The organism is Aquabacterium parvum (assembly GCF_001447195.1).
In the GTDB taxonomy this organism is placed as follows: domain Bacteria; phylum Pseudomonadota; class Gammaproteobacteria; order Burkholderiales; family Burkholderiaceae_C; genus Aquabacterium; species Aquabacterium parvum.
Window position 1 is genome coordinate 12,678 of record NZ_LFRI01000324.1, and the last position, 16,778, is coordinate 29,455.

Below are 16,778 nucleotides of genomic sequence, written 5' to 3' on the forward strand. Positions count from 1 at the left end.
CACGCGGTGACCTGCCACCGGACCTGGCATGCGCCATACTCGGGCCCATGCCTGCCAGCCTCGACGGCCGCCTGGTGGTGGCCATTTCCTCGCGCGCGCTCTTCGACTTCGAAGAAGAGAACCGCCTGTTCGAAGGCGCGAGTGACCGCGCCTACATGGACCTGCAACTCGGTCGCATCGAGGTGCCCGCCAAGCCTGGCGTGGCTTTCTCCCTGGTGCGCAAGCTGCTGGCCTTCAACACGCCCCAGTCGGCTGACACGCCGGCCGACGCCCGCGTCGAGGTGGTGATCCTCTCTCGCAACGACCCGGCATCGGGCCTGCGCGTGTTCCGCTCGGTGTCGCACCACGGGCTGGAGATCGAGCGCGGCGTGTTCACACGCGGGCGCAGCCCCTGGCGCTACCTCAAGCCGCTGCAGGCGCACCTGTTCCTCTCGGCCAACGAGGCCGACGTGCGCCAGGCCCTGACCGCTGGCGTGCCGGCTGCGCGCGTGCTGCCGCATGCGGCCCGCGCGGGCGATGCCCACCCCGATGAAGTGCGCATCGCTTTCGACGGCGACGCCGTGCTGTTCTCCGACGAGGCCGAGCGCATCTTCCAGCAGGGCGGCTTGGGCGCTTTCCAGGACCACGAGGTCAGCCGCGCGCGCAAGCCCCTGCCCGACGGGCCGTTTCGGCCGCTGCTGCAGGCCCTGCACGACCTGCGCAGCGCCATCGAACAGCCGGGGGCCTCCCGCATGCGCATCCGCACCGCGCTGGTGACGGCGCGGGGCGCGCCGGCGCACGAACGCGCCATCCGCACCCTCATGGACTGGGGCATCGAGGTCGACGAGGCCATGTTCCTGGGCGGCCTGCCCAAGGGCGAGTTCCTGCGCGAGTTCGAGCCCGATTTTTTCTTCGACGACCAGACCGGCCACGTCAACAACGCTGCGCCGCATGTGCCGGCCGGGCACGTGGCCGCCGGGGTCGCCAACCTGCAGAACGCCGACACCCCCGAGCGGGGCTGAGCGCCACATCCCGGACCCAACAGGAGCCTGACATGAGCGACGAACTGGGTGATTTCTTCGCGCTGCCGCCCTTCAAGGCGGACGAGGCCCTGGTGCAACTGCGCCGTCAGCTCAAGGAGCTGAAGCTGCAGGAGCAGCCTGGCAGCACGCCGCACCGCTTCGCGCTCAAGGGCGTGGTGGTGGCCGAGCTGCAAGTGGCGGCCGTGACCGCCGAGGCGCTCAAGCCAGCCCTGGCTGCGGCCGTCGTCAAGCGCCCCTTGCAGCGTCCCGAGTGGGTGCGTCAGCAGCTCGACAGCCGCGACGCCGTGCGCAAGTGGTTCGATGCGCTCAAACGCCAGGTCGCCAACTGGAGCGACGACGAGTGAGTGGGCCCATGGACCAAACGGTCAATCGGCCTTCGCCTCTTTCTGCATCTTGGCTCGGAACAGCTCGCGGATGCTGACCTCGCGCGGGCCCGGGATCAGCTCGTAGCCCTCGCCAGCAGCGATGGTGCCAGGCGTGCGCACGGCCAGGTAAAAGCCGCAAAAGCCCGACTGCGCCATCATCTTGATCGCGTGCTTGAAGCCCAGTTTGGCTTCCAGCTTGAAGCAGGGGCGCCGCGGCTCGCTGATCGCCAGCGCGCAATCCGCAAAGCGCAGCACGTCACCGATGTGGGCGTCCTCTTCCAGCAGGCCCGACAGCGTCAGGTTCTCGCCCAGCGAGCCTGCAGGCAGCGACTCGCCCCAGGCCTGCAAACCGGCTTGTGCGCGCACCGTCTGCCAGAAGGCGTAGTGCTCGATCGGGTAGGCGTAGACCGCCTTGCTCAGGCCGCCGTGAACGCTGAGGTCGGCCTGCTCGTCGCCCACCAGGCCCAGTGCCTTGACTTCGATGCGCTCGGGCCGGGCTTCGGTGCTCACCGGCTGTTTGCCGATGGCCGTCAGGATGCGACGCCCCTGGATGTCGACGTGGCTGGCCTGCGCCACGTTGACGGACAGCACCCTGCGGGCGGGCTTGGAGGAAAGGTTGACGGTGCTCATGGGCTCAAACGATACCCCAGATACCCCGGGCGCCAAGGCCCTGCTCAGCCCCGCTTCGACGAGGTCCAGGGCAGGGGCGTGACCTGAGCCGACATCGCGTTGAAGCCGACCACGCAAGGCTCGCCCGGCTGCCAGTTCATCTGCTCGATGGCTTGCCGCGTGACCAGGCCCCAGATCTGCGCCCCGGCCTTGAGCTCCAGCCGCTCGTCGAGTTCGCGTGCAAGCTCCACGCCCACGGCGCCATAGGTACCGCTGTGCCCGGCCAGCATCACCTGGGTGATGCGCCCGCGCAGCACGTTGGTGCTGCTGCTGTCGGTGGGCACCTCGCGGTGCAGGCTCACGTCGCGGGCGCGCACCTTCAGGCGCACGCGGGTGCCGACGGGGTGCAGCGTGGCCGGCACCGTCACGCATTGCCCGCAGATGTCGACCTCGCTGACCACCCACTCGATGTCGTGCCGGGTGACCGCACCTTCGAGGATGCTGCCGGCGTGAAAGCCCTCCAGGAAGGTCGACAGCGACACGTCGGACAGCACCTGGGCAATCGGTCCGGCGCCCGCCATGCGCCCGTCGTGCAGGATGACCACGTCATCTGCCATGCGCACGACCTCTTCCATGCGTGGCGTGGCCATCAGCACAGGCAGGTGGAAGCGATGCGCGACCTGCGCGAGCAACTCCAGCAGCTCGGGGCGCTCCGGGTCGTGCACGCGGCCGAGTGGGTCGTCCATGAGCAGGCCCTGCGGGTCGGCGGCCAGGGCCCGGCCCAGCGCGGCGCGCACGCGCTGCGAGGCGTTGAGCTCGTGGGGGCGGCGGTCCATCATGGCGCTGAGGTCGAGCCACTTCACCAGCGAAGGCACGTCGAGCCCTGGCGCGACCTTCATGCGCGGGCCCTGCGCCCGGGCCCCGTAAGCGAGGTTGCGCTCGATCGTCAGGTGCGGGAAGAGGTGGGCCTCGGCGTCCAGCCACCCCAGCCTGCGCTGGTGTGGCGGCAGGTTCAGGCCGCGCCGGGATTCGAACAAGGCGTCGGCACCCAGGGCCACGCGCCCGGCGATGACCGGACGCAGGCCCGCCACGCCTTCGAGGATGGCCCGCTGACCGTTCTCGACCCGCCCGACCAGGGCACTGACGCGACCCGGCAGGGCGCGCAGCTGTGCCTGCACCTCCAGCCCGGGCTGGCGCACGTGCAGGTCGACGCTCAGGCTGCGCGGCAGGCGCGAAGGGCTGTCGCCGCTCATGGGCGCTCCCCTCGCCAGTCCATGCGCGCGCTGCCTTGCCAGCGGTGTTGCCACTGCCAGCGCAGCAGCTCGCTGAGCAGGATCGCGATGGCGGCCACACCCAGGGACAGCGCCGCCACCTCCCAGGCCAATGCCTGCGGTCGGCCAGGCGAGGCCAGGGCCTGCCACAAGGCCAGGGGCACGGTCGGGTCTTCGGCACCGGCTGTGCCACTGGCTTGCCCGGCGGCCAGCACCAGCACGGCCCCGGACTCGCCCCAGGCGGCCGCGAAGCCCAGCGCCATCGCCGAGCCGATCGCCGGCAGCGTCAAAGGCAATGCAACGGTGCGCCAGGCGTGCCAGTCGCTGGCGCCCAGGGTGCGGGCCACGGGCAGCAGCATCGGGTCGTGCGCCTCGAAGACGGGGCGCAGCATGCGCGTCATCATCGGCACCGTCATGATGCAAGCGGCCAGCACGGCCCCCGTGGGGTACAGGGCCACGGCCAGGCCCAGGTCCTGGCGCAGCCAGCGGCCCAACGCGCCTTGCTCGCCCAGGCCGGTCGTCAACCAGAAGCCGATGACGGCCGGCGGCAGGCCCAGCGGCAGCAGGATGAAGGCGTCGAGCAGCACCTTGCCGCGCCACTTCACGCGGGCCATCCACCACGCCAGGGTGATCGACAGAGGGGTGGCGATGAGCAAGGTGAGCGCGGCCAGCTGCAGGCTCATCCACATCGCGGACAGGGCGGCGGGCGACATCGATCAGCCTTTGGCGTTCTGCCAGCCGGCCACGCCACGCAGCGTGCCCCGTGCCAGCGGGCGGTCCAGCCAGTCGACCAGGAGCTTGCCGCCCGGGTGCTTGCCGCGGAAGGAGCGCGCCACCTCGGCGTGCAGCACCAAAGCCGGGTGCCCCTGGAACCAGACACGGGTGCCGCGCACCTGGCCTTGGCGCAGCCAGGCGGCCTGGGTCACCAGCCGGTAAGCCGGGGCGCTCGGGTTGAGCTGTTTGTTGGCCAGGGCTGCGGTCAGCGGCTGACCGGTGGCCGGCTGGGCCAGCAGTTGAGCGGCCAGTTGAGCCAAGGGGCTGTCCGCAGCGGCGTGCGCCGCAGGTTCGCCTGGCAAGCCGGTCTGCCAGCTCGCCACCCCGGCGGCCTGGGCCGCCAGCACCTGGGCGATGGCGCGCGCCGGGTCTTTTTCTGCGCGGATGCCGGCGGGGTCGTCTGCCGGGCCGACCAGCCAGACCTCGGTGCGCGCCAGCTTGCGTCGGTCGTGGATGAGGCCTTCCTTTTCGAGGTGGCCGGCGCGGGGGTGGCTCAGGAAGAGCCCGACTTCGGCTTCACCCGACTCCAGCCGATCCAGCACCAGGCGGCTGGGGGTGGTGTGCCACTGCGCGGCCCAGCCCAGGTCGCGGCGCATCGCCGCCGCCCAGCGAGCGGTCAGCCCGGTTTCGGCGAGCAGGGGGTCCACCGCGACCTCAGGGCTCTGGGCCCGGGGGCGCAGCGCCCAGGCGGCCTGGCAAAACCCGGCGCAAAAAATGCTCGCGGCACCCAGCGTGCGCGTCATCAAGGCGCGGCGGACAGCGAATTCGGTCTTCTCGGGCATGGCGGAGGGTGAAAAAACGCAGGCCGAAGTGTGCCTGCTGCCGGCGGCGGGCTTGGTCATGGCTGTCCCGCAGTTGTCCACAGTTGTATCAGCATCCAAAAAAAGGGCATTTCCGTGACACCTTGCCGCCTTCGCCCTGGGGGCATCCCTGGACGCCCCACGGACGAGGGGGCAGGCGCGAATCGGTCCGATCGTCTAAACTACGAGGTTCCCGCCGGGCGCCCCTGGGCGTTCACGGGGCCCATCCGACGGGGTGTCGAGAGCGTTGCCATGACCGGGGGCCAGCTTGGCCAGACCAGGTTGCCGCAGCGCTGTCGAGACCTTGTTTTTTACTTTCTGGAGCCTTGTCATGTCGAACGTTGCTGCTCAGGTCAATGCACCTGCCTACGTCAAAAACACCAAGCTGATTGCCTGGGTGGCCGAGATGGCCGCCCTGCTGCAACCCAAGGACGTCGTCTGGTGCGACGGCACCACCGAAGAGTACGACCGCCTGTGCGCCCAGCTCGTGGCTGCCGGCTCGTTCAAGAAGCTCAACCCCGAGCTGCGCCCGAACTCCTACCTCGCCTGGACCCACCCCTCCGACGTGGCCCGCGTGGAAGACCGCACCTTCATCTGCTCGACTCGCAAGGAAGATGCCGGCCCCACCAACAACTGGTGCGAGCCCGCTGAAATGCGCGCCAAGCTGCAGACCGGTGCCGACGCCCTGTTCAAGGGCGCCATGGCCGGCCGCACGATGTACGTCGTGCCCTTCTCGATGGGCCCGCTGGGTTCGGACATCGCCCACATTGGCGTTGAGCTGTCCGACAGCGCCTACGTGGCCGTCAACATGAAGCTGATGACCCGCATGGGCAAGGGCGTGATCGATGTGCTCGGCACCGATGGCGAGTTCGTGCCTTGCGTGCACACCGTGGGTGCCCCCCTGGCCGCTGGTCAGAAGGACGTGGCCTGGCCTTGCAACCCCGACACCAAGTACATCGTTCACTACCCCGAGACCCGCGAAATCTGGTCCTACGGCTCGGGCTACGGCGGCAACGCGCTGCTGGGCAAGAAGTGCTTCGCCCTGCGCATCGCTTCCACCATGGGCCGTGACCAAGGCTGGCTGGCCGAGCACATGCTGCTGCTGGGCGTGACCAATCCCGAAGGCAAGAAGTACCACGTGGCCGCCGCCTTCCCCTCGGCCTGCGGCAAGACCAACTTCTCCATGCTGATCCCGCCCGAGGGCTACAACGGCTGGAAGGTCACCACCATCGGTGACGACATCGCCTGGATCAAGCCCGCTGCCGACGGCAAGCTCTACGCCATCAACCCCGAAGCCGGTTACTTCGGCGTGGCCCCGGGCACCAACACCCTGACCAACTTCAACTGCATGAAGTCGCTCGACCGCGACGTGATCTTCACAAACGTGGCCCTGACCGATGACGGCGACGTGTGGTGGGAGTCGATGACCGACGAAGCCCCGGCTCACCTGATCGACTGGCAAGGCAACGACTGGACCCCGGCCATCGGCAAGGAAAAGGGCGTCAAGGCCGCTCACCCGAACGCCCGCTTCACCGTGGCCGCCACCAACAACCCGGTGCTCGACCCCGAGTGGGACAACCCCGCTGGCGTGCCCATCGATGCCTTCATCTTCGGCGGCCGCCGCTCGACCACCGTGCCCCTGGTGACCGAAGCTCGCGACTGGACCGAAGGCGTCTACATGGCCGCCACCATGGGCTCCGAGACCACCGCAGCTGCCTTCGGCCAGCAAGGCGTGGTGCGCCGTGACCCGTTCGCCATGCTGCCCTTCATGGGCTACAACATGAGCGACTACTTCCAGCACTGGCTGGACCTGGGCGCCAAGCTGCAAGCCTCGGGCGCCAAGCTGCCCCAGATCTACTGCGTGAACTGGTTCCGCAAGGGCGCCGACGGCAAGTTCGTGTGGCCTGGCTACAGCGAGAACATGCGCGTGCTGGAGTGGATGCTGGGCCGCCTGCAAGGCAAGGCTGGCGGTGTGGAAAACGCCTTTGGCGTGAGCCCCACCTACGAAGACATCAACTGGAATGGCCTGAACTTCACCAAGGACCAGTTCCAGTCGGTGATCGGCGTGGACAAGGCCTCCTGGCAGCAAGAGCTCAAGCTGCACGACGAGCTGTTCACCCAGCTGTCGCACAACCTGCCCGCCGCCATGCCCGCCACCAAGGCCAAGCTGGAGCAACGCCTGGCTGCCTAATGAGGCTGTTCGGGCCCGATCGGCCCTCGGCTGGGGGTTCGCCCCCGCGCCGATCTGGCACCCACCCCGCTTCGGCGGGGTTTTTGTGTCCGAAGCGGCGTGGCCAGGTCCCTTTTCCCCCAAGCAAGGGGTGGGGCACCCGACCAGACGGTGTGAGAATTTGTCACGTTTACCCAGCATTTGTGTTGGGTGGTCATTTGTTCGGGGGAGCTCCCCCCAGGGAGTCAACATGTTCGTCCGCAACCTCATCGCCGCATCCGCTTTCGTGATGGCCTCCGTTTCGGCCCACGCAGCGGTCTTTGGTCCCTTCTCCAACCTGGGTGTCGTTGGCACCGAGGCCGTGTCCTTCGGCGGTTTCAGCCGCTTCGAAGAGGCCACCCCGTTTGAAATCTCCTACGACTTCAGCCTGTCCGCCGCTTCCGGCCTGACGGGTTTCATCGGCCAGGCTGGCACCGACTTCGAACTGATCGAAGCCACCACCACCGAGTTCACCCTGACCCCCATCACCCTGGAAAACATCCTGGTTGACGGCGTGGCCGCCACCACTTTCGTGGCCCAGAACGGCGGCTTCGCCTTCTCCTTCGCTGGCCTGAGCAGCGGCGACCACACCCTGACGGTGCGCGGTGTTGGCGTGCCTGAGTACGGCGCCTTCGTCGGCAACGTCACCGCCGCCATCCCCGAACCCACCAACTACGCTCTGCTGCTGGCTGGCCTGGGTGTGGTCGGTGCCGTGGCTTCGCGTCGCCGCGCTGCCTGATCGGCTGACGACCTGCTCGCTGCGCTGCCAAGGCGCGGTGAAAAGCAAAGGGCTCCTTCGGGAGCCCTTTTTCGTTGGGGAGGGTGTCGCCTGGGTGAGCGGGCGCCGGGGCCTTGCATGAGGGCGGCACGCGGCCGCCCCCTGTGGTCTGGCTCAACGCAGCTTCAAGGCAGCAGCGGCGCGATCAGGTCGGCGAACCAGTCGCTGATCAGCACGCGTTGGCTGGTCGGGTTCTTCTCGAAGGCGCGGATCGGCGTGCCTTTGCCGTCGATCAGGTTGTCCACGAAACGGCCCACGTCCTTGAGCCCGGTCTCGACGATGCTGGTGCCGCCGAAGGTCACGATGGTCAGGCAGTGAGAGCCGTTGAGTTCGCGCTTGTTGGGGATGTAGTAGCCGATGTTGGGCTGCGTCTCCATCTGCGCGACCCAGGGCGTGATCTCCTGGCGCCACTTCTGGTTGAGCAGCTTCAGGCGCGTCTCGTTGTCGGGCGCGTTGGCGATCTCGGGGTAGAACTTCTGGTACGAGAAGGCCGAGAAGTTGGTGTCTTCCTGGAAGTTGGCGTAGCCGATGCGGTCGTTCGGGAAGATCTTGCCCAGCCCGGCCGTGATGCTGCCCAGGTTGTCGGCGCTGCCGGCGCCCGGGTATTTGGTGATCAGCTCGGTGACCAGGCCGTTGGCGCCATCGAGGCCCCAGACGGTGCGGATCTTGTTGTGCAGCAGCACCGAGGGCGCCTGCTCGGGCGTGGCGTCGCGTGGCACGTTGAACAGCGGGCCCGAGTCGGCGAGCAGCGACATCTGCTTGGGCTTGAGCGCTTCACGGAAGGCCGGGTACAGGGCCGCCGAGCCCACGCCACCGGCCGAGAAGCCCGTGAGGAACAGCTTTTCAGGCTGCTTGAGGTTCTTGGCCATCCAGGCCGCCACGGCCTTGGCGTTGACCATGCCGCGGTGGTGGTATGCCATCGGGTTGGCCGGGTCGACGTTGTCGTACACGGCGACCTTGTTGCCGGTGTGCACGTCGCCCGTGCAGTAGGTCAGGTAGACGATGTTCCAGCTTTGCGTCTGCACCGACTGCAGCGGGTGCAGGCGCATGGTGAAGGGCGTGACCAGGCCGAGGTGGGCCTGGCGGTTCCAGTCGGTCATGTAGTTGGTGGGGATGCCGTCGGGGTTCACGGCGTCCAGCAGGGTGCCGCCTTTGCAGGCGCCCTGGTCCCAGCACGCGCCGCCGCCTTCGAACATCACCACCGTCTTGCTGGTGAAGGGCGTGCGGTTGACGAAGAAGCGGTAGGGGGTGCCGTTGCCGCAGGTGGCGCCGCTGGAGGCGGGCAGCTCGACGGTTTCCCACTGGAGGTAGCCGGCGTGCGCGGCGGCGCACACGAGGCTGGCGGCGGTGGCCTGGACGGCCACCTTCAGGACGGAGCGCAAGGACATGGGGTTCTCCTTCTCACGAGGGTTGTTCTGTGAGAACGAGTGTCGATAACGCTGTTTTTTTTGGCTTGCGCGTTAACCAGCAGAAACAGCCGTTCAGGCGGTGTGAACGCCGCGCCGTTTGTCGGGTGGCCGACGGTTGGCGCGCTGTGCGGAGCGGGTATTCCCGCCGCACCCGATGGGGTTAACCTGCTGCCTTGAGCGCATCGCGCGGGTGCACCGGCCTTGCGATGTCGGGCGGGTTCGCCGTCAGCGAGCGCTGCACGCGGGCGTGCGCCCAGGCACGGCGCAGCACCGAGGGCGTCCAGGCCTCTTCCGGCACGATCAGCAAGCCCAGCTGCTTGAGCCGCTGTCCAGCCGATGATTGGCTGGTCCACACGGTGATGGGTGCCGCCAGCATCAAGGGCACGGTCATGGGCAGCAGCCACCACAGGGCCGAGCTGTGCAGCAGCAGCAGGGTCACCGTGGCAGCGGCGGCAAGGGCGCCAGCGACCGCGAACGGCCGCGCGGCCTCGCGCCAGCCCAGGTCTTGCGCCTCGCGCGGAGGGGAGCGCCATTCCAGGCGCCAACCCGTGAGCGCGATCAGCACGAAAAAGGTGTGCGCGACCATGCGCAAAGGCGCTTGCACCGCGGACAGGCCGGCTTCGAGCACGCTGCTGGCGATCAAAGGCCAGGTGCCGCCGTGCTGGCGCTGCTCGCCGCGCAAGAGCACGGCGGCCACGCCCAGGGCCCGAGGCAGCAACAGCATGGCCACGGTGCCCACCCACAGGCCCAGCACCTTCAGCGTGAGGGCGCCGTGTTCGTCGAACAGCGCGTTGCCGCCTGAGAGCCACAAGCCGACCCCCAGGGCCACGTACGCCAGCCACAAGGGTGCTGACAGATAGGCCATGGCGCCCGTGGCCAGCATGCCGCGGTGCACGGCGTGCAAGCCGGGCTCGGCGATGAGCTGGGCGTTTTGCAGGTTGCCCTGACACCAGCGCCGGTCGCGCTGCAGTTCCGTCAGCAGGTCAGGCGGCTGCTGCTCGTAGCTGCCGCTCAGGTCGGACACCAGCCACACGTGATGGCCGGCGCGGCGCATCAGGGCGGCCTCCACGAAGTCATGGGACAGGATGTCGCCACCGAGGCCGCCGCGCCCACCTGGCAGCGGCGCCAGGGCGCAATGCGCCATGAACGGCGCCACCCGGATGATGGCGTTGTGACCCCAGTAGTGGGCCTCGCCGAGTTGCCAGTACTGCATGCCTGCCGCGAACAGCCGTCCCGTGACGCGCGCCGCGAACTGCTGGGTGCGGGCATGGACGGTGGACAAGCCAACGGCGTGAGGCTGCGTCTGCAGGATGCCCGCCTGTGGATGCGCCTCCATCAGGCGCACGAGGGTGACCAGCGCATCGCCGGACATGACGCTGTCGGCGTCGAGCACGACCATGTAGCGGTGGTCGCACCCCCAGCGGCGGCAGAAGTCCGCCACGTTGCCGGCCTTGCGTTTGGTGCGCACGATGCGGTGGCGGTAGTGCACGCGCATGGGGTGGGCTGCCAGCGTGTCGCGCAGGGCGGCCCAGGCGGTGAGCTCCTGGGCTTGCAGGGCCGGGTCGCTGGTGTCGGACAGCACGTAGAGGTCGAACAGGCCCGCCGCAACGGTGTTGGCCAGCGATTCGCAGGTGGCGCGCAGGCCCGCGAAGACGGTGGTGACGTCTTCGTTGCAGATGGGCATGACCAGGGCGGTGCGCGCGGAGGCATCGATGGGTTGGCTGCGGTCCAGCGAGCGCGCCGACAGCGCGTGGCGATCACCGAACAGCAGCACCCGAAAGCCCATCACCGCGGTGACGCAGCCGGCCGACACCCAGGCAAAGAGCAGGGTGAACAAGCCCGTCTGCAGCCATTGGAGCGCGGGGTAGCGGTAGGTCGGCAGGGCCGAAGACAGCACCCAGGTGGCCAGCCCGCTGGACAGCATCACCAGGCTGAGCAGCAGCCGGCGGCGCCAGCGTGCCGCTTGCTCCCACGGGGCGGGTGCGGGCGTGGCCGCGCGCGGTGGCTCGCGACGCAAGGCGCCCGACAGGCCTTGCAGCAGGCCTCGCGTGAACCCGACCCACGGGCGCGGCACCATGGCGCCGCGATGGATGGCCGGCATGGTGCGCGCGCGCTGGCTGGGCCGCGCCGGCGTCATCGCTGGGCTGGAAGGATGTTGCTCCATGTCTCGCTGACCGTGTCTCGTTGGTGTTGAAGGAAGGCGCGCAGCTCGACCGGTTGGTCGCTGCGCAGTTGCCGCACGCGCAAGGCCAGGCGCCAGCTGCGGGCGGCCTCGTTGCGATAGAGGGCCTGTTCGACGATGCGGCCGTTGTCTCCGGCGCTGACCTGGGCCCGCAGCGGCGCGCTGGCCGCCAGGCCGTCGATGGCGGGGCCGGCGAAGTCGACGATGAACTGGTGCTCGCCCGGCGCGAGTTCGGCGAAGCCCCGGCCCACGCGCGTTTGCACCACCCAGGCGCCAGGCGGGCGCTGCTGTTTGTGGCCTTGCCAGTGGATGCGGTAGTCGAGCTTGAGCGGCTGGCCGGCCGGCGGCAGCGCGCGGGGCACCCAGTACGCGACGATGTTGTCGTTCGTTTCGTCGGGGGTGGGCAGCTGCACCAGCTCCACCCTGCCCGGGCCCCAGTCGTGCATGGGCTCGACCCAGGCGCTGGGCCGGCGGTCGTAGCGCGCCTCCACGTCTTCGTAGCTGGAGAAGGCGCGGTCGCGCTGCATCAGGCCGAAGCCGCGCAGCGAAGGCATGGCGAACGAGGTGGTCAAGGGCCGGGCCGGGTTGATCAAGGGGCGCCACAGCCACTCGCCGCTGCCGCTGTGCACCATCAGCCCGTCCGAGTCGTGCACCTCGGGGCGGAAGTCGGTGCGGTGGGGCTGGTTCTCGCCGAACATGTACATGCTGGTGAGCGGGGCGATGCCCAGGGTGGCGATCGGTGGCTGGGCGCCTGAGCGCAGGAAGAGCCGGCTCTGCACCTCGGTGACGGTGTCGTCGCCGGGGCGCACCTCGAAGCGGTAGGCGCCGGTCACGCGGCGAGACTCGAGCAAGGCGTGGATGACCACGGAGGCGGCGCCGGCGGTGGGGCGCTCGACCCAGAACGTGGTGAAGCGGGGGAACTCCTCGGCCTGCCCTCCCACCGTGTCCACCGCGAGCCCCCGAGCCGACAGGCCGTAGAGCTGGCCCGCCCCGATGGCGCGGAAGTAGCTCGCGCCCAGGAACACGATCAGCTCGTCCTTGTGGGTCGGTGAGTTGAGGCGAGCGTGGACGCGAAAGCCCGCCAGGCCGATGTCGCCCCACTGCGCGGGGTTCAACCGGTTCTTGCCGTAGTCGAACTGGCTGGGGTCGAAGCCCAAGGGGCGCACCTGGCCTTGCACCACCTCGTGCACGCGCACGGGCACCGTCTGGAAGAAACCGAGGTGAAAGGTCATCAACTCGAAGGGCAGGTTCTCCTTGCGCCACAGCGCCCGTTCGGGCTTGAAGCGGATGTCGCGGTACTGGTCGTAGTTCAGCGACGCCAGTTCAGGCGGCAGCGCTGGCGCGGCGGCGGGTTCGTCAGTGGGGAGCGCGGCCCGCTGGCGAGCCAGCTCGACGACCTGTTCAAACGAAAACGGGCCAGGGGAGGCCGCCAGGCCTTGCGCGCGGGCGCCGGCGGGCAGCAGCAGGCACAGCGCTGACCAGACCGTCAGCAGGCCACGTGTTGTCGTGCGGCGGCGTGGCGGGGTGCGGCGCAGCCATGGCGCAAGGGCGAACGGTTGGGGCGGGTGCATGGACCGGGGCGTGACACGGAGGGTGGCAGACCGCAGTCGCATGGCAACACATGTGCCAAGTCAATGAGGCGTGGGCGGTGAGCCCGTGCGCGCCGTCGAAATATGCGTTTGCTGACAGCCACTTGCGTGAAGCCGGCGTTGCTGCGCCGGTGCGGGCCGAGGCTGTGAGCAATTGCAAGTGTCCGCCATGCGGGGGGTCGCGGGCGCCGTGGTGGCCGCCAGGGGCCTGGGCGAAGGTGGATGCGCGTCGCGGGCGTCGGGCCACGGCGACACGGCTGGCCTGTTGTCAAGCCAAGTGCTTGATTTGAAAGGCCTTTACCCTTGTCGCTGATCGGCGACAGGGTCGCCGCCGCGGAAGGCATCCGGCGTGAGTCCGTGCTTTTGGAGCAGGCGATAGAACTCGGTGCGGTTGCGCTGGGCCAGGCGGGCGGCGTCGGCCACGCTGCCGTCGGTCAGCTTGAGCAGCCCGACCAGGTAATCGCGCTCGAAGCGCAGCCGCGCCTCGGCCAGCGGCAGGATCGCCACGCCGGGCGTGCGCAAGGCGCGCTGAACCAGCGCCAGGGGGATCAGGGGCGTGGTGGCCAGCGCGCAAACCTGCTCGACCACGTTGTTCAACTGGCGCACGTTGCCGGGCCAGGGCGCGGTGACCAGGGCCGACATGGCTTCCGGCGCGAAGCCGTTCAAGGGCTTGTTGTACTTGAGGGCCAGGCGCGCGAGGAAGTGGTTCGCCAGCAAGGGGATGTCTTCGCGGCGTTCGCTCAAGGGCGGCAGGGTCAGGCTCACGACGTTGAGCCGGTAATACAGGTCTTCGCGAAACTGGCCCGAGGCCATCGCGGCGTCCAGGTCGCGGTGGGTGGCCGAGACGATGCGCACGTCCACCGGCACGGCTTCGCTGGCGCCCACCGGTCGCACCTGGCGCTCTTGCAGCACGCGCAGCAGCTTGACCTGCAGGGGCGGGGGCATGTCCCCGATCTCGTCGAGGAACAGGGTGCCGCCTTGTGCCGCCTGGAACAGGCCTCGGTGGTTGGAGACCGCGCCGGTGAACGCCCCCTTGACGTGCCCGAACAGCTCGGACTCCAGCAGGTTTTCAGGGATCGCGCCGCAGTTGACGGCCACGAACGGTTGACCGGCCCGCGCGCTGGCGCGGTGGATGGCTTGCGCCAGCACCTCCTTGCCCGTGCCGCTTTCGCCCCGGATCAGCACGCTGGCGTCGGTGCCGGCCACCATGCGGGCCTCGGACAGCAGCTCCGCCATGGTGCTGGAGCGGCTGACGATGTCGGCCTGCCAGTCGGGCGAGGCCAGGTCGGCGTGGACGGGCTCCGGCGCGCTGACCTGCAGCGCGCGCTGCACCACCTCCAGCAGCGCCTTGCCGTCGAAGGGTTTGGTGAGGTAGCAGAACACGCCGCGAGAGGTCGCGCCCACCGCATCGGGGATGGTGCCGTGGGCGGTCAGCAAGATGACGGGCAAGGACGGGTGGCGCGAGCGGATGGCGTCGAACAGCGCCAGGCCGTCCATGCCGGGCAGTTGCACGTCGCTGACCACGACCTGCGGGCGTTCGACACCCAATGCGGCCAGCGCCTTTTCAGCCGTCTCCACCGCCGTGACACGCAGGCCCGCGCCGCTCAGGCGCATCGACAGCAGCCTCAGGAGGTCGGGGTCGTCGTCAACGAGCAGGATGTTGGCGGGCGTCATGGACGTCATGGTCGGCTGGCGGGCGCTGCAGGCGCCGCGCGCTGGTTGAGGCTGCGCTCGATCGACTTGAGGGCCTCGAGCTTTTCGTTGAGCTGGTCGATGCGGCGCTGGCTGTCGCGCTGTTGATCGCGCAGTTGCGCATTCAGCCGCTCCGCCTGCTCTTGCAGCCGCCGCTGTTCGCTCAGCAAGGCCTTGAGGAGCAGGGCCGGGTGGCGCCACGCCAGCGCTTCAGGGTCGGTTCGCTGGAGCACACCCTGCAGCAAGTCCAGCGCTCGGGCGGTGTCGCCAGGTGCTTGCAACAGGCCCAGCAGCAAGGCCAGCTCCAGGCTTTGCTCCGGCGTGGCGCGGCCATCGCCCAACGCCGCGGCGTGCAGGGGCCACTGATCTGGCGGGGTGGACGCGATGCGGTCCTGGATGGCGGACCAGGTCCGAGCGGCCTGCGCCACGTCGGGTGTGGGTGCCGCACGGGGGGCCGAGGCGGCCTGCGGCGGCTCAGGTTGCGGCTCGGGGAGGCGCGGTGACCAAGGGGTGCAGGCCACGCAAAGCGCGGACAGCAGGCCTGCGACGAGTGCCGTCAGGCGTGCTGCGGGGGCGGGTCGCGCCGCTCGGGCGGATCGGTCAAACGGGGGCATGAGGCAATTCGATGCGGAAATGGGCGCCGCGGTTGGTGGGCGCAGGCGAAGGATGCGGGAGCAGGCTGACGCGGCCCCCATGCGCATCGATGTACTCGCGCACGATGGACAGGCCGATGCCGGTGCCGCGCACGGCGCCTTCCGGCTGGACTTCCCCCCGGTAGAACGGCTCGAACACGCGATCGACATCGGATGCTGCCACACCGGGGCCGTCGTCGAAGAGGTCGAGCACCACCTGGCCGGGCGCGTGGCCGAGCTCGAAGCGGATGTGCCCGCCGTTGGGGGTGAAGCGGATGGCGTTGGACAGCAGGTTGCCCAAGGCCGTGCCGAGCTTGTCGGCGTCGATCGCCGGCGGCGGGGCGTCGCCCTGCACCGTCACCTCGATGCGCTTGGCCTGCCATTGCAGCTGCTGTGCGGAGATCTGCTGCTCGATGAGGTCCCGCAAGTCGGTCGGGCGCCGCACGAGCTTGCGGGCCTCGAAGGCGGCGGCGTTGAAGCGCAGCAGGTCCTCGATCTGTGCCTGCAGGGTCTGGACGTTGTGTCCGAGGATGCGGGCCACTTCGCGCTGGTCTGGGTTGAGGGGGCCGGTCACGCCCTCTTCGAGGATCGCGACGCCTTCGCGCAGCGCGGCCAACGGGGTCTTCAGCTCGTGAGAGATGTGGCGCAGGAAGCGCGACTTGTCGTCGTCCAGCTCCTTGAGGCGCAGGCGCAGCCAGTCGAGTCGGGTGCCCAGGGCGCGCAAGTCGCTGGGGCCCTGCACGGCGACGGGCTCGTTCAGGCGGTTCTCGCCCAGTTGCACGATGGCGCGCTCGAGCCGCTTGAGCGGCCGTGCCAGCCACAGCGCGAGCGCAAGCGCCAGGCCCACGGCCAGCGAGATGCCGGCCAGCATCTGGCGACGCAGCGCCGAGCGGCCTGCGTCGATGGCGTCCTGCAAAGCTGCGTTGCGGGCCTGGCTGGCCTGGCGCATCGCGAGGCTGACCTCGGCGTTGATTTCATGCAGCGACTGGAACGAGCCGACGATGTCCTCGCCGTTGAGGCCGTGCTGGCGTGTCGAGGAGCCCAACTGCCTGCCGATGGCGGCCATCTGCTGGTTCCAGCGGTTCACCAGGGCCGCGTCCAGGCCGTGCAGCGCGAGGGTGTGCAGGCTGCGCTGGGCCTCGTCCTTGGCCTGGTCGTGGCGCTGCAGGAGGGAGGCATCGCCCAGCACCAGGAACTGGCGGGCGGCGCGCTCCATCGCCACGCCGCGCTCTTCCAGGCGCTGGCCTTCAGCGGCCTCGAGGGCGGCGCGGTCGGCTTCGTCCTGGCTCTGCGCCAGCAGGCGCTCGAGCATGTAGAGGCCGTTGAACGACGCCGCGGCCAGCAGCCCTGCGATGAGCAGGAGGGCCAGCAGCAAAAGACGGCGGAAGGACAGGCGCGAGAGCACGTGGGGGCAGCAAGAGTGGGGCGACCCCTTCACTGTGCCAT

General features: G+C 69.3%; 14 protein-coding genes. 4 read left to right on the forward strand and 10 right to left on the reverse strand.

The features are described 5' to 3' along the window. The first annotated feature begins 47 nt into the window (after positions 1 to 47). The gene (locus ABG80_RS10925) at positions 48 to 1,001 is read left to right on the forward strand and encodes a 5'-nucleotidase (RefSeq protein WP_058087697.1); all 954 of its coding nucleotides are present in this window, start codon (positions 48 to 50) and stop codon (positions 999 to 1,001) included. A 32-nt stretch (positions 1,002 to 1,033) separates the two neighbouring features. Then, on the forward strand, positions 1,034 to 1,366 hold the full coding sequence (locus ABG80_RS10930; RefSeq protein ID WP_058087698.1) for a hypothetical protein: 333 nt from the start codon (positions 1,034 to 1,036) through the stop codon (positions 1,364 to 1,366). Positions 1,367 to 1,387: 21 nt separating this feature from the next. On the opposite strand, the gene ABG80_RS10935 is transcribed toward ABG80_RS10930, so the two are convergent. The 4 genes from ABG80_RS10935 to ABG80_RS10950 are packed head-to-tail and all read right to left on the reverse strand — an operon-like array spanning position 1,388 to position 4,883. Then, on the reverse strand, positions 1,388 to 2,017 hold the full coding sequence (locus ABG80_RS10935; protein WP_058087699.1) for an MOSC domain-containing protein: 630 nt from the start codon (positions 2,015 to 2,017) through the stop codon (positions 1,388 to 1,390). 44 nt (positions 2,018 to 2,061) lie between these two features. Next, positions 2,062 to 3,249: an ATP-binding cassette domain-containing protein gene (locus tag ABG80_RS10940; protein ID WP_058087700.1), complete on the reverse strand. Its 1,188-nt coding sequence runs from the start codon at positions 3,247 to 3,249 to the stop codon at positions 2,062 to 2,064. Continuing rightward, positions 3,246 to 3,980: a molybdate ABC transporter permease subunit gene (locus ABG80_RS10945; protein ID WP_058087701.1), complete on the reverse strand. Its 735-nt coding sequence runs from the start codon at positions 3,978 to 3,980 to the stop codon at positions 3,246 to 3,248. Before ABG80_RS10945 ends, ABG80_RS10940 begins: the two co-directional genes overlap by 4 nt. 3 nt (positions 3,981 to 3,983) lie before the next feature. Continuing rightward, positions 3,984 to 4,883, reverse strand: coding sequence for a hypothetical protein (locus tag ABG80_RS10950; RefSeq protein WP_160322527.1), 900 nt, complete (start codon positions 4,881 to 4,883; stop codon positions 3,984 to 3,986). 289 nt (positions 4,884 to 5,172) lie between these two features. Here ABG80_RS10950 and ABG80_RS10955 point away from each other — a divergent pair, with 289 nt between their 5' ends. Continuing rightward, complete coding sequence (locus ABG80_RS10955; RefSeq protein WP_058087703.1) at positions 5,173 to 7,032, forward strand: phosphoenolpyruvate carboxykinase (GTP); 1,860 nt, start codon at positions 5,173 to 5,175, stop codon at positions 7,030 to 7,032. A 229-nt stretch (positions 7,033 to 7,261) separates the two neighbouring features. Continuing rightward, complete coding sequence (locus tag ABG80_RS10960; protein WP_058087704.1) at positions 7,262 to 7,789, forward strand: FxDxF family PEP-CTERM protein; 528 nt, start codon at positions 7,262 to 7,264, stop codon at positions 7,787 to 7,789. Between the two features lie 164 nt (positions 7,790 to 7,953). On the opposite strand, the gene ABG80_RS10965 is transcribed toward ABG80_RS10960, so the two are convergent. The 6 genes from ABG80_RS10965 to ABG80_RS10990 all read right to left on the reverse strand — a co-directional run bounded on the left by ABG80_RS10965 (position 7,954) and on the right by ABG80_RS10990 (position 16,737). Then, positions 7,954 to 9,216 carry a pectin acetylesterase-family hydrolase gene (locus ABG80_RS10965; protein ID WP_058087705.1) on the reverse strand — a complete coding sequence of 421 codons (1,263 nt, stop codon included), beginning with the start codon at positions 9,214 to 9,216 and terminating at the stop codon, positions 7,954 to 7,956. A 181-nt stretch (positions 9,217 to 9,397) separates the two neighbouring features. Continuing rightward, positions 9,398 to 11,401 carry a glucans biosynthesis glucosyltransferase MdoH gene (gene mdoH / locus ABG80_RS10970; protein WP_200964304.1) on the reverse strand — a complete coding sequence of 668 codons (2,004 nt, stop codon included), beginning with the start codon at positions 11,399 to 11,401 and terminating at the stop codon, positions 9,398 to 9,400. Then, entirely contained in the window at positions 11,371 to 12,990 is a 1,620-nt protein-coding gene (locus ABG80_RS10975) for a glucan biosynthesis protein G (protein ID WP_083506016.1), read from the reverse strand. Before ABG80_RS10975 ends, mdoH begins: the two co-directional genes overlap by 31 nt. A 315-nt stretch (positions 12,991 to 13,305) precedes the next feature. Next, entirely contained in the window at positions 13,306 to 14,691 is a 1,386-nt protein-coding gene (locus tag ABG80_RS10980) for a sigma 54-interacting transcriptional regulator (protein WP_058087706.1), read from the reverse strand. Continuing rightward, positions 14,688 to 15,314: a hypothetical protein gene (locus tag ABG80_RS10985; protein ID WP_058087707.1), complete on the reverse strand. Its 627-nt coding sequence runs from the start codon at positions 15,312 to 15,314 to the stop codon at positions 14,688 to 14,690. Before ABG80_RS10985 ends, ABG80_RS10980 begins: the two co-directional genes overlap by 4 nt. Then, positions 15,301 to 16,737 (reverse strand): sensor histidine kinase, encoded by a 1,437-nt coding sequence (locus tag ABG80_RS10990; RefSeq protein WP_058087738.1) that lies wholly within the window; start codon positions 16,735 to 16,737, stop codon positions 15,301 to 15,303. The genes ABG80_RS10985 and ABG80_RS10990 overlap by 14 nt, the downstream gene beginning before the upstream one ends. Between the last annotated feature and the right edge of the window lie 41 nt (positions 16,738 to 16,778).

What these genes read in the sequence shown, in the direction of transcription:
- ABG80_RS10925 (WP_058087697.1), top strand. Translation starts at nt 48, where the DNA reads ATGCCTGCCAGCCTCGACGGCCGCCTGGTGGTGGCCATTTCCTCGCGC.
- ABG80_RS10930 (WP_058087698.1), top strand. Translation starts at nt 1,034, where the DNA reads ATGAGCGACGAACTGGGTGATTTCTTCGCGCTGCCGCCCTTCAAGGCG.
- ABG80_RS10935 (WP_058087699.1), bottom strand. Translation starts at nt 2,017, where the DNA reads ATGAGCACCGTCAACCTTTCCTCCAAGCCCGCCCGCAGGGTGCTGTCC.
- ABG80_RS10940 (WP_058087700.1), bottom strand. Translation starts at nt 3,249, where the DNA reads ATGAGCGGCGACAGCCCTTCGCGCCTGCCGCGCAGCCTGAGCGTCGAC.
- ABG80_RS10945 (WP_058087701.1), bottom strand. Translation starts at nt 3,980, where the DNA reads ATGTCGCCCGCCGCCCTGTCCGCGATGTGGATGAGCCTGCAGCTGGCC.
- ABG80_RS10950 (WP_160322527.1), bottom strand. Translation starts at nt 4,883, where the DNA reads ATGACCAAGCCCGCCGCCGGCAGCAGGCACACTTCGGCCTGCGTTTTT.
- ABG80_RS10955 (WP_058087703.1), top strand. Translation starts at nt 5,173, where the DNA reads ATGTCGAACGTTGCTGCTCAGGTCAATGCACCTGCCTACGTCAAAAAC.
- ABG80_RS10960 (WP_058087704.1), top strand. Translation starts at nt 7,262, where the DNA reads ATGTTCGTCCGCAACCTCATCGCCGCATCCGCTTTCGTGATGGCCTCC.
- ABG80_RS10965 (WP_058087705.1), bottom strand. Translation starts at nt 9,216, where the DNA reads ATGTCCTTGCGCTCCGTCCTGAAGGTGGCCGTCCAGGCCACCGCCGCC.
- mdoH (WP_200964304.1), bottom strand. Translation starts at nt 11,401, where the DNA reads ATGGAGCAACATCCTTCCAGCCCAGCGATGACGCCGGCGCGGCCCAGC.
- ABG80_RS10975 (WP_083506016.1), bottom strand. Translation starts at nt 12,990, where the DNA reads ATGCACCCGCCCCAACCGTTCGCCCTTGCGCCATGGCTGCGCCGCACC.
- ABG80_RS10980 (WP_058087706.1), bottom strand. Translation starts at nt 14,691, where the DNA reads ATGACGTCCATGACGCCCGCCAACATCCTGCTCGTTGACGACGACCCC.
- ABG80_RS10985 (WP_058087707.1), bottom strand. Translation starts at nt 15,314, where the DNA reads ATGCCCCCGTTTGACCGATCCGCCCGAGCGGCGCGACCCGCCCCCGCA.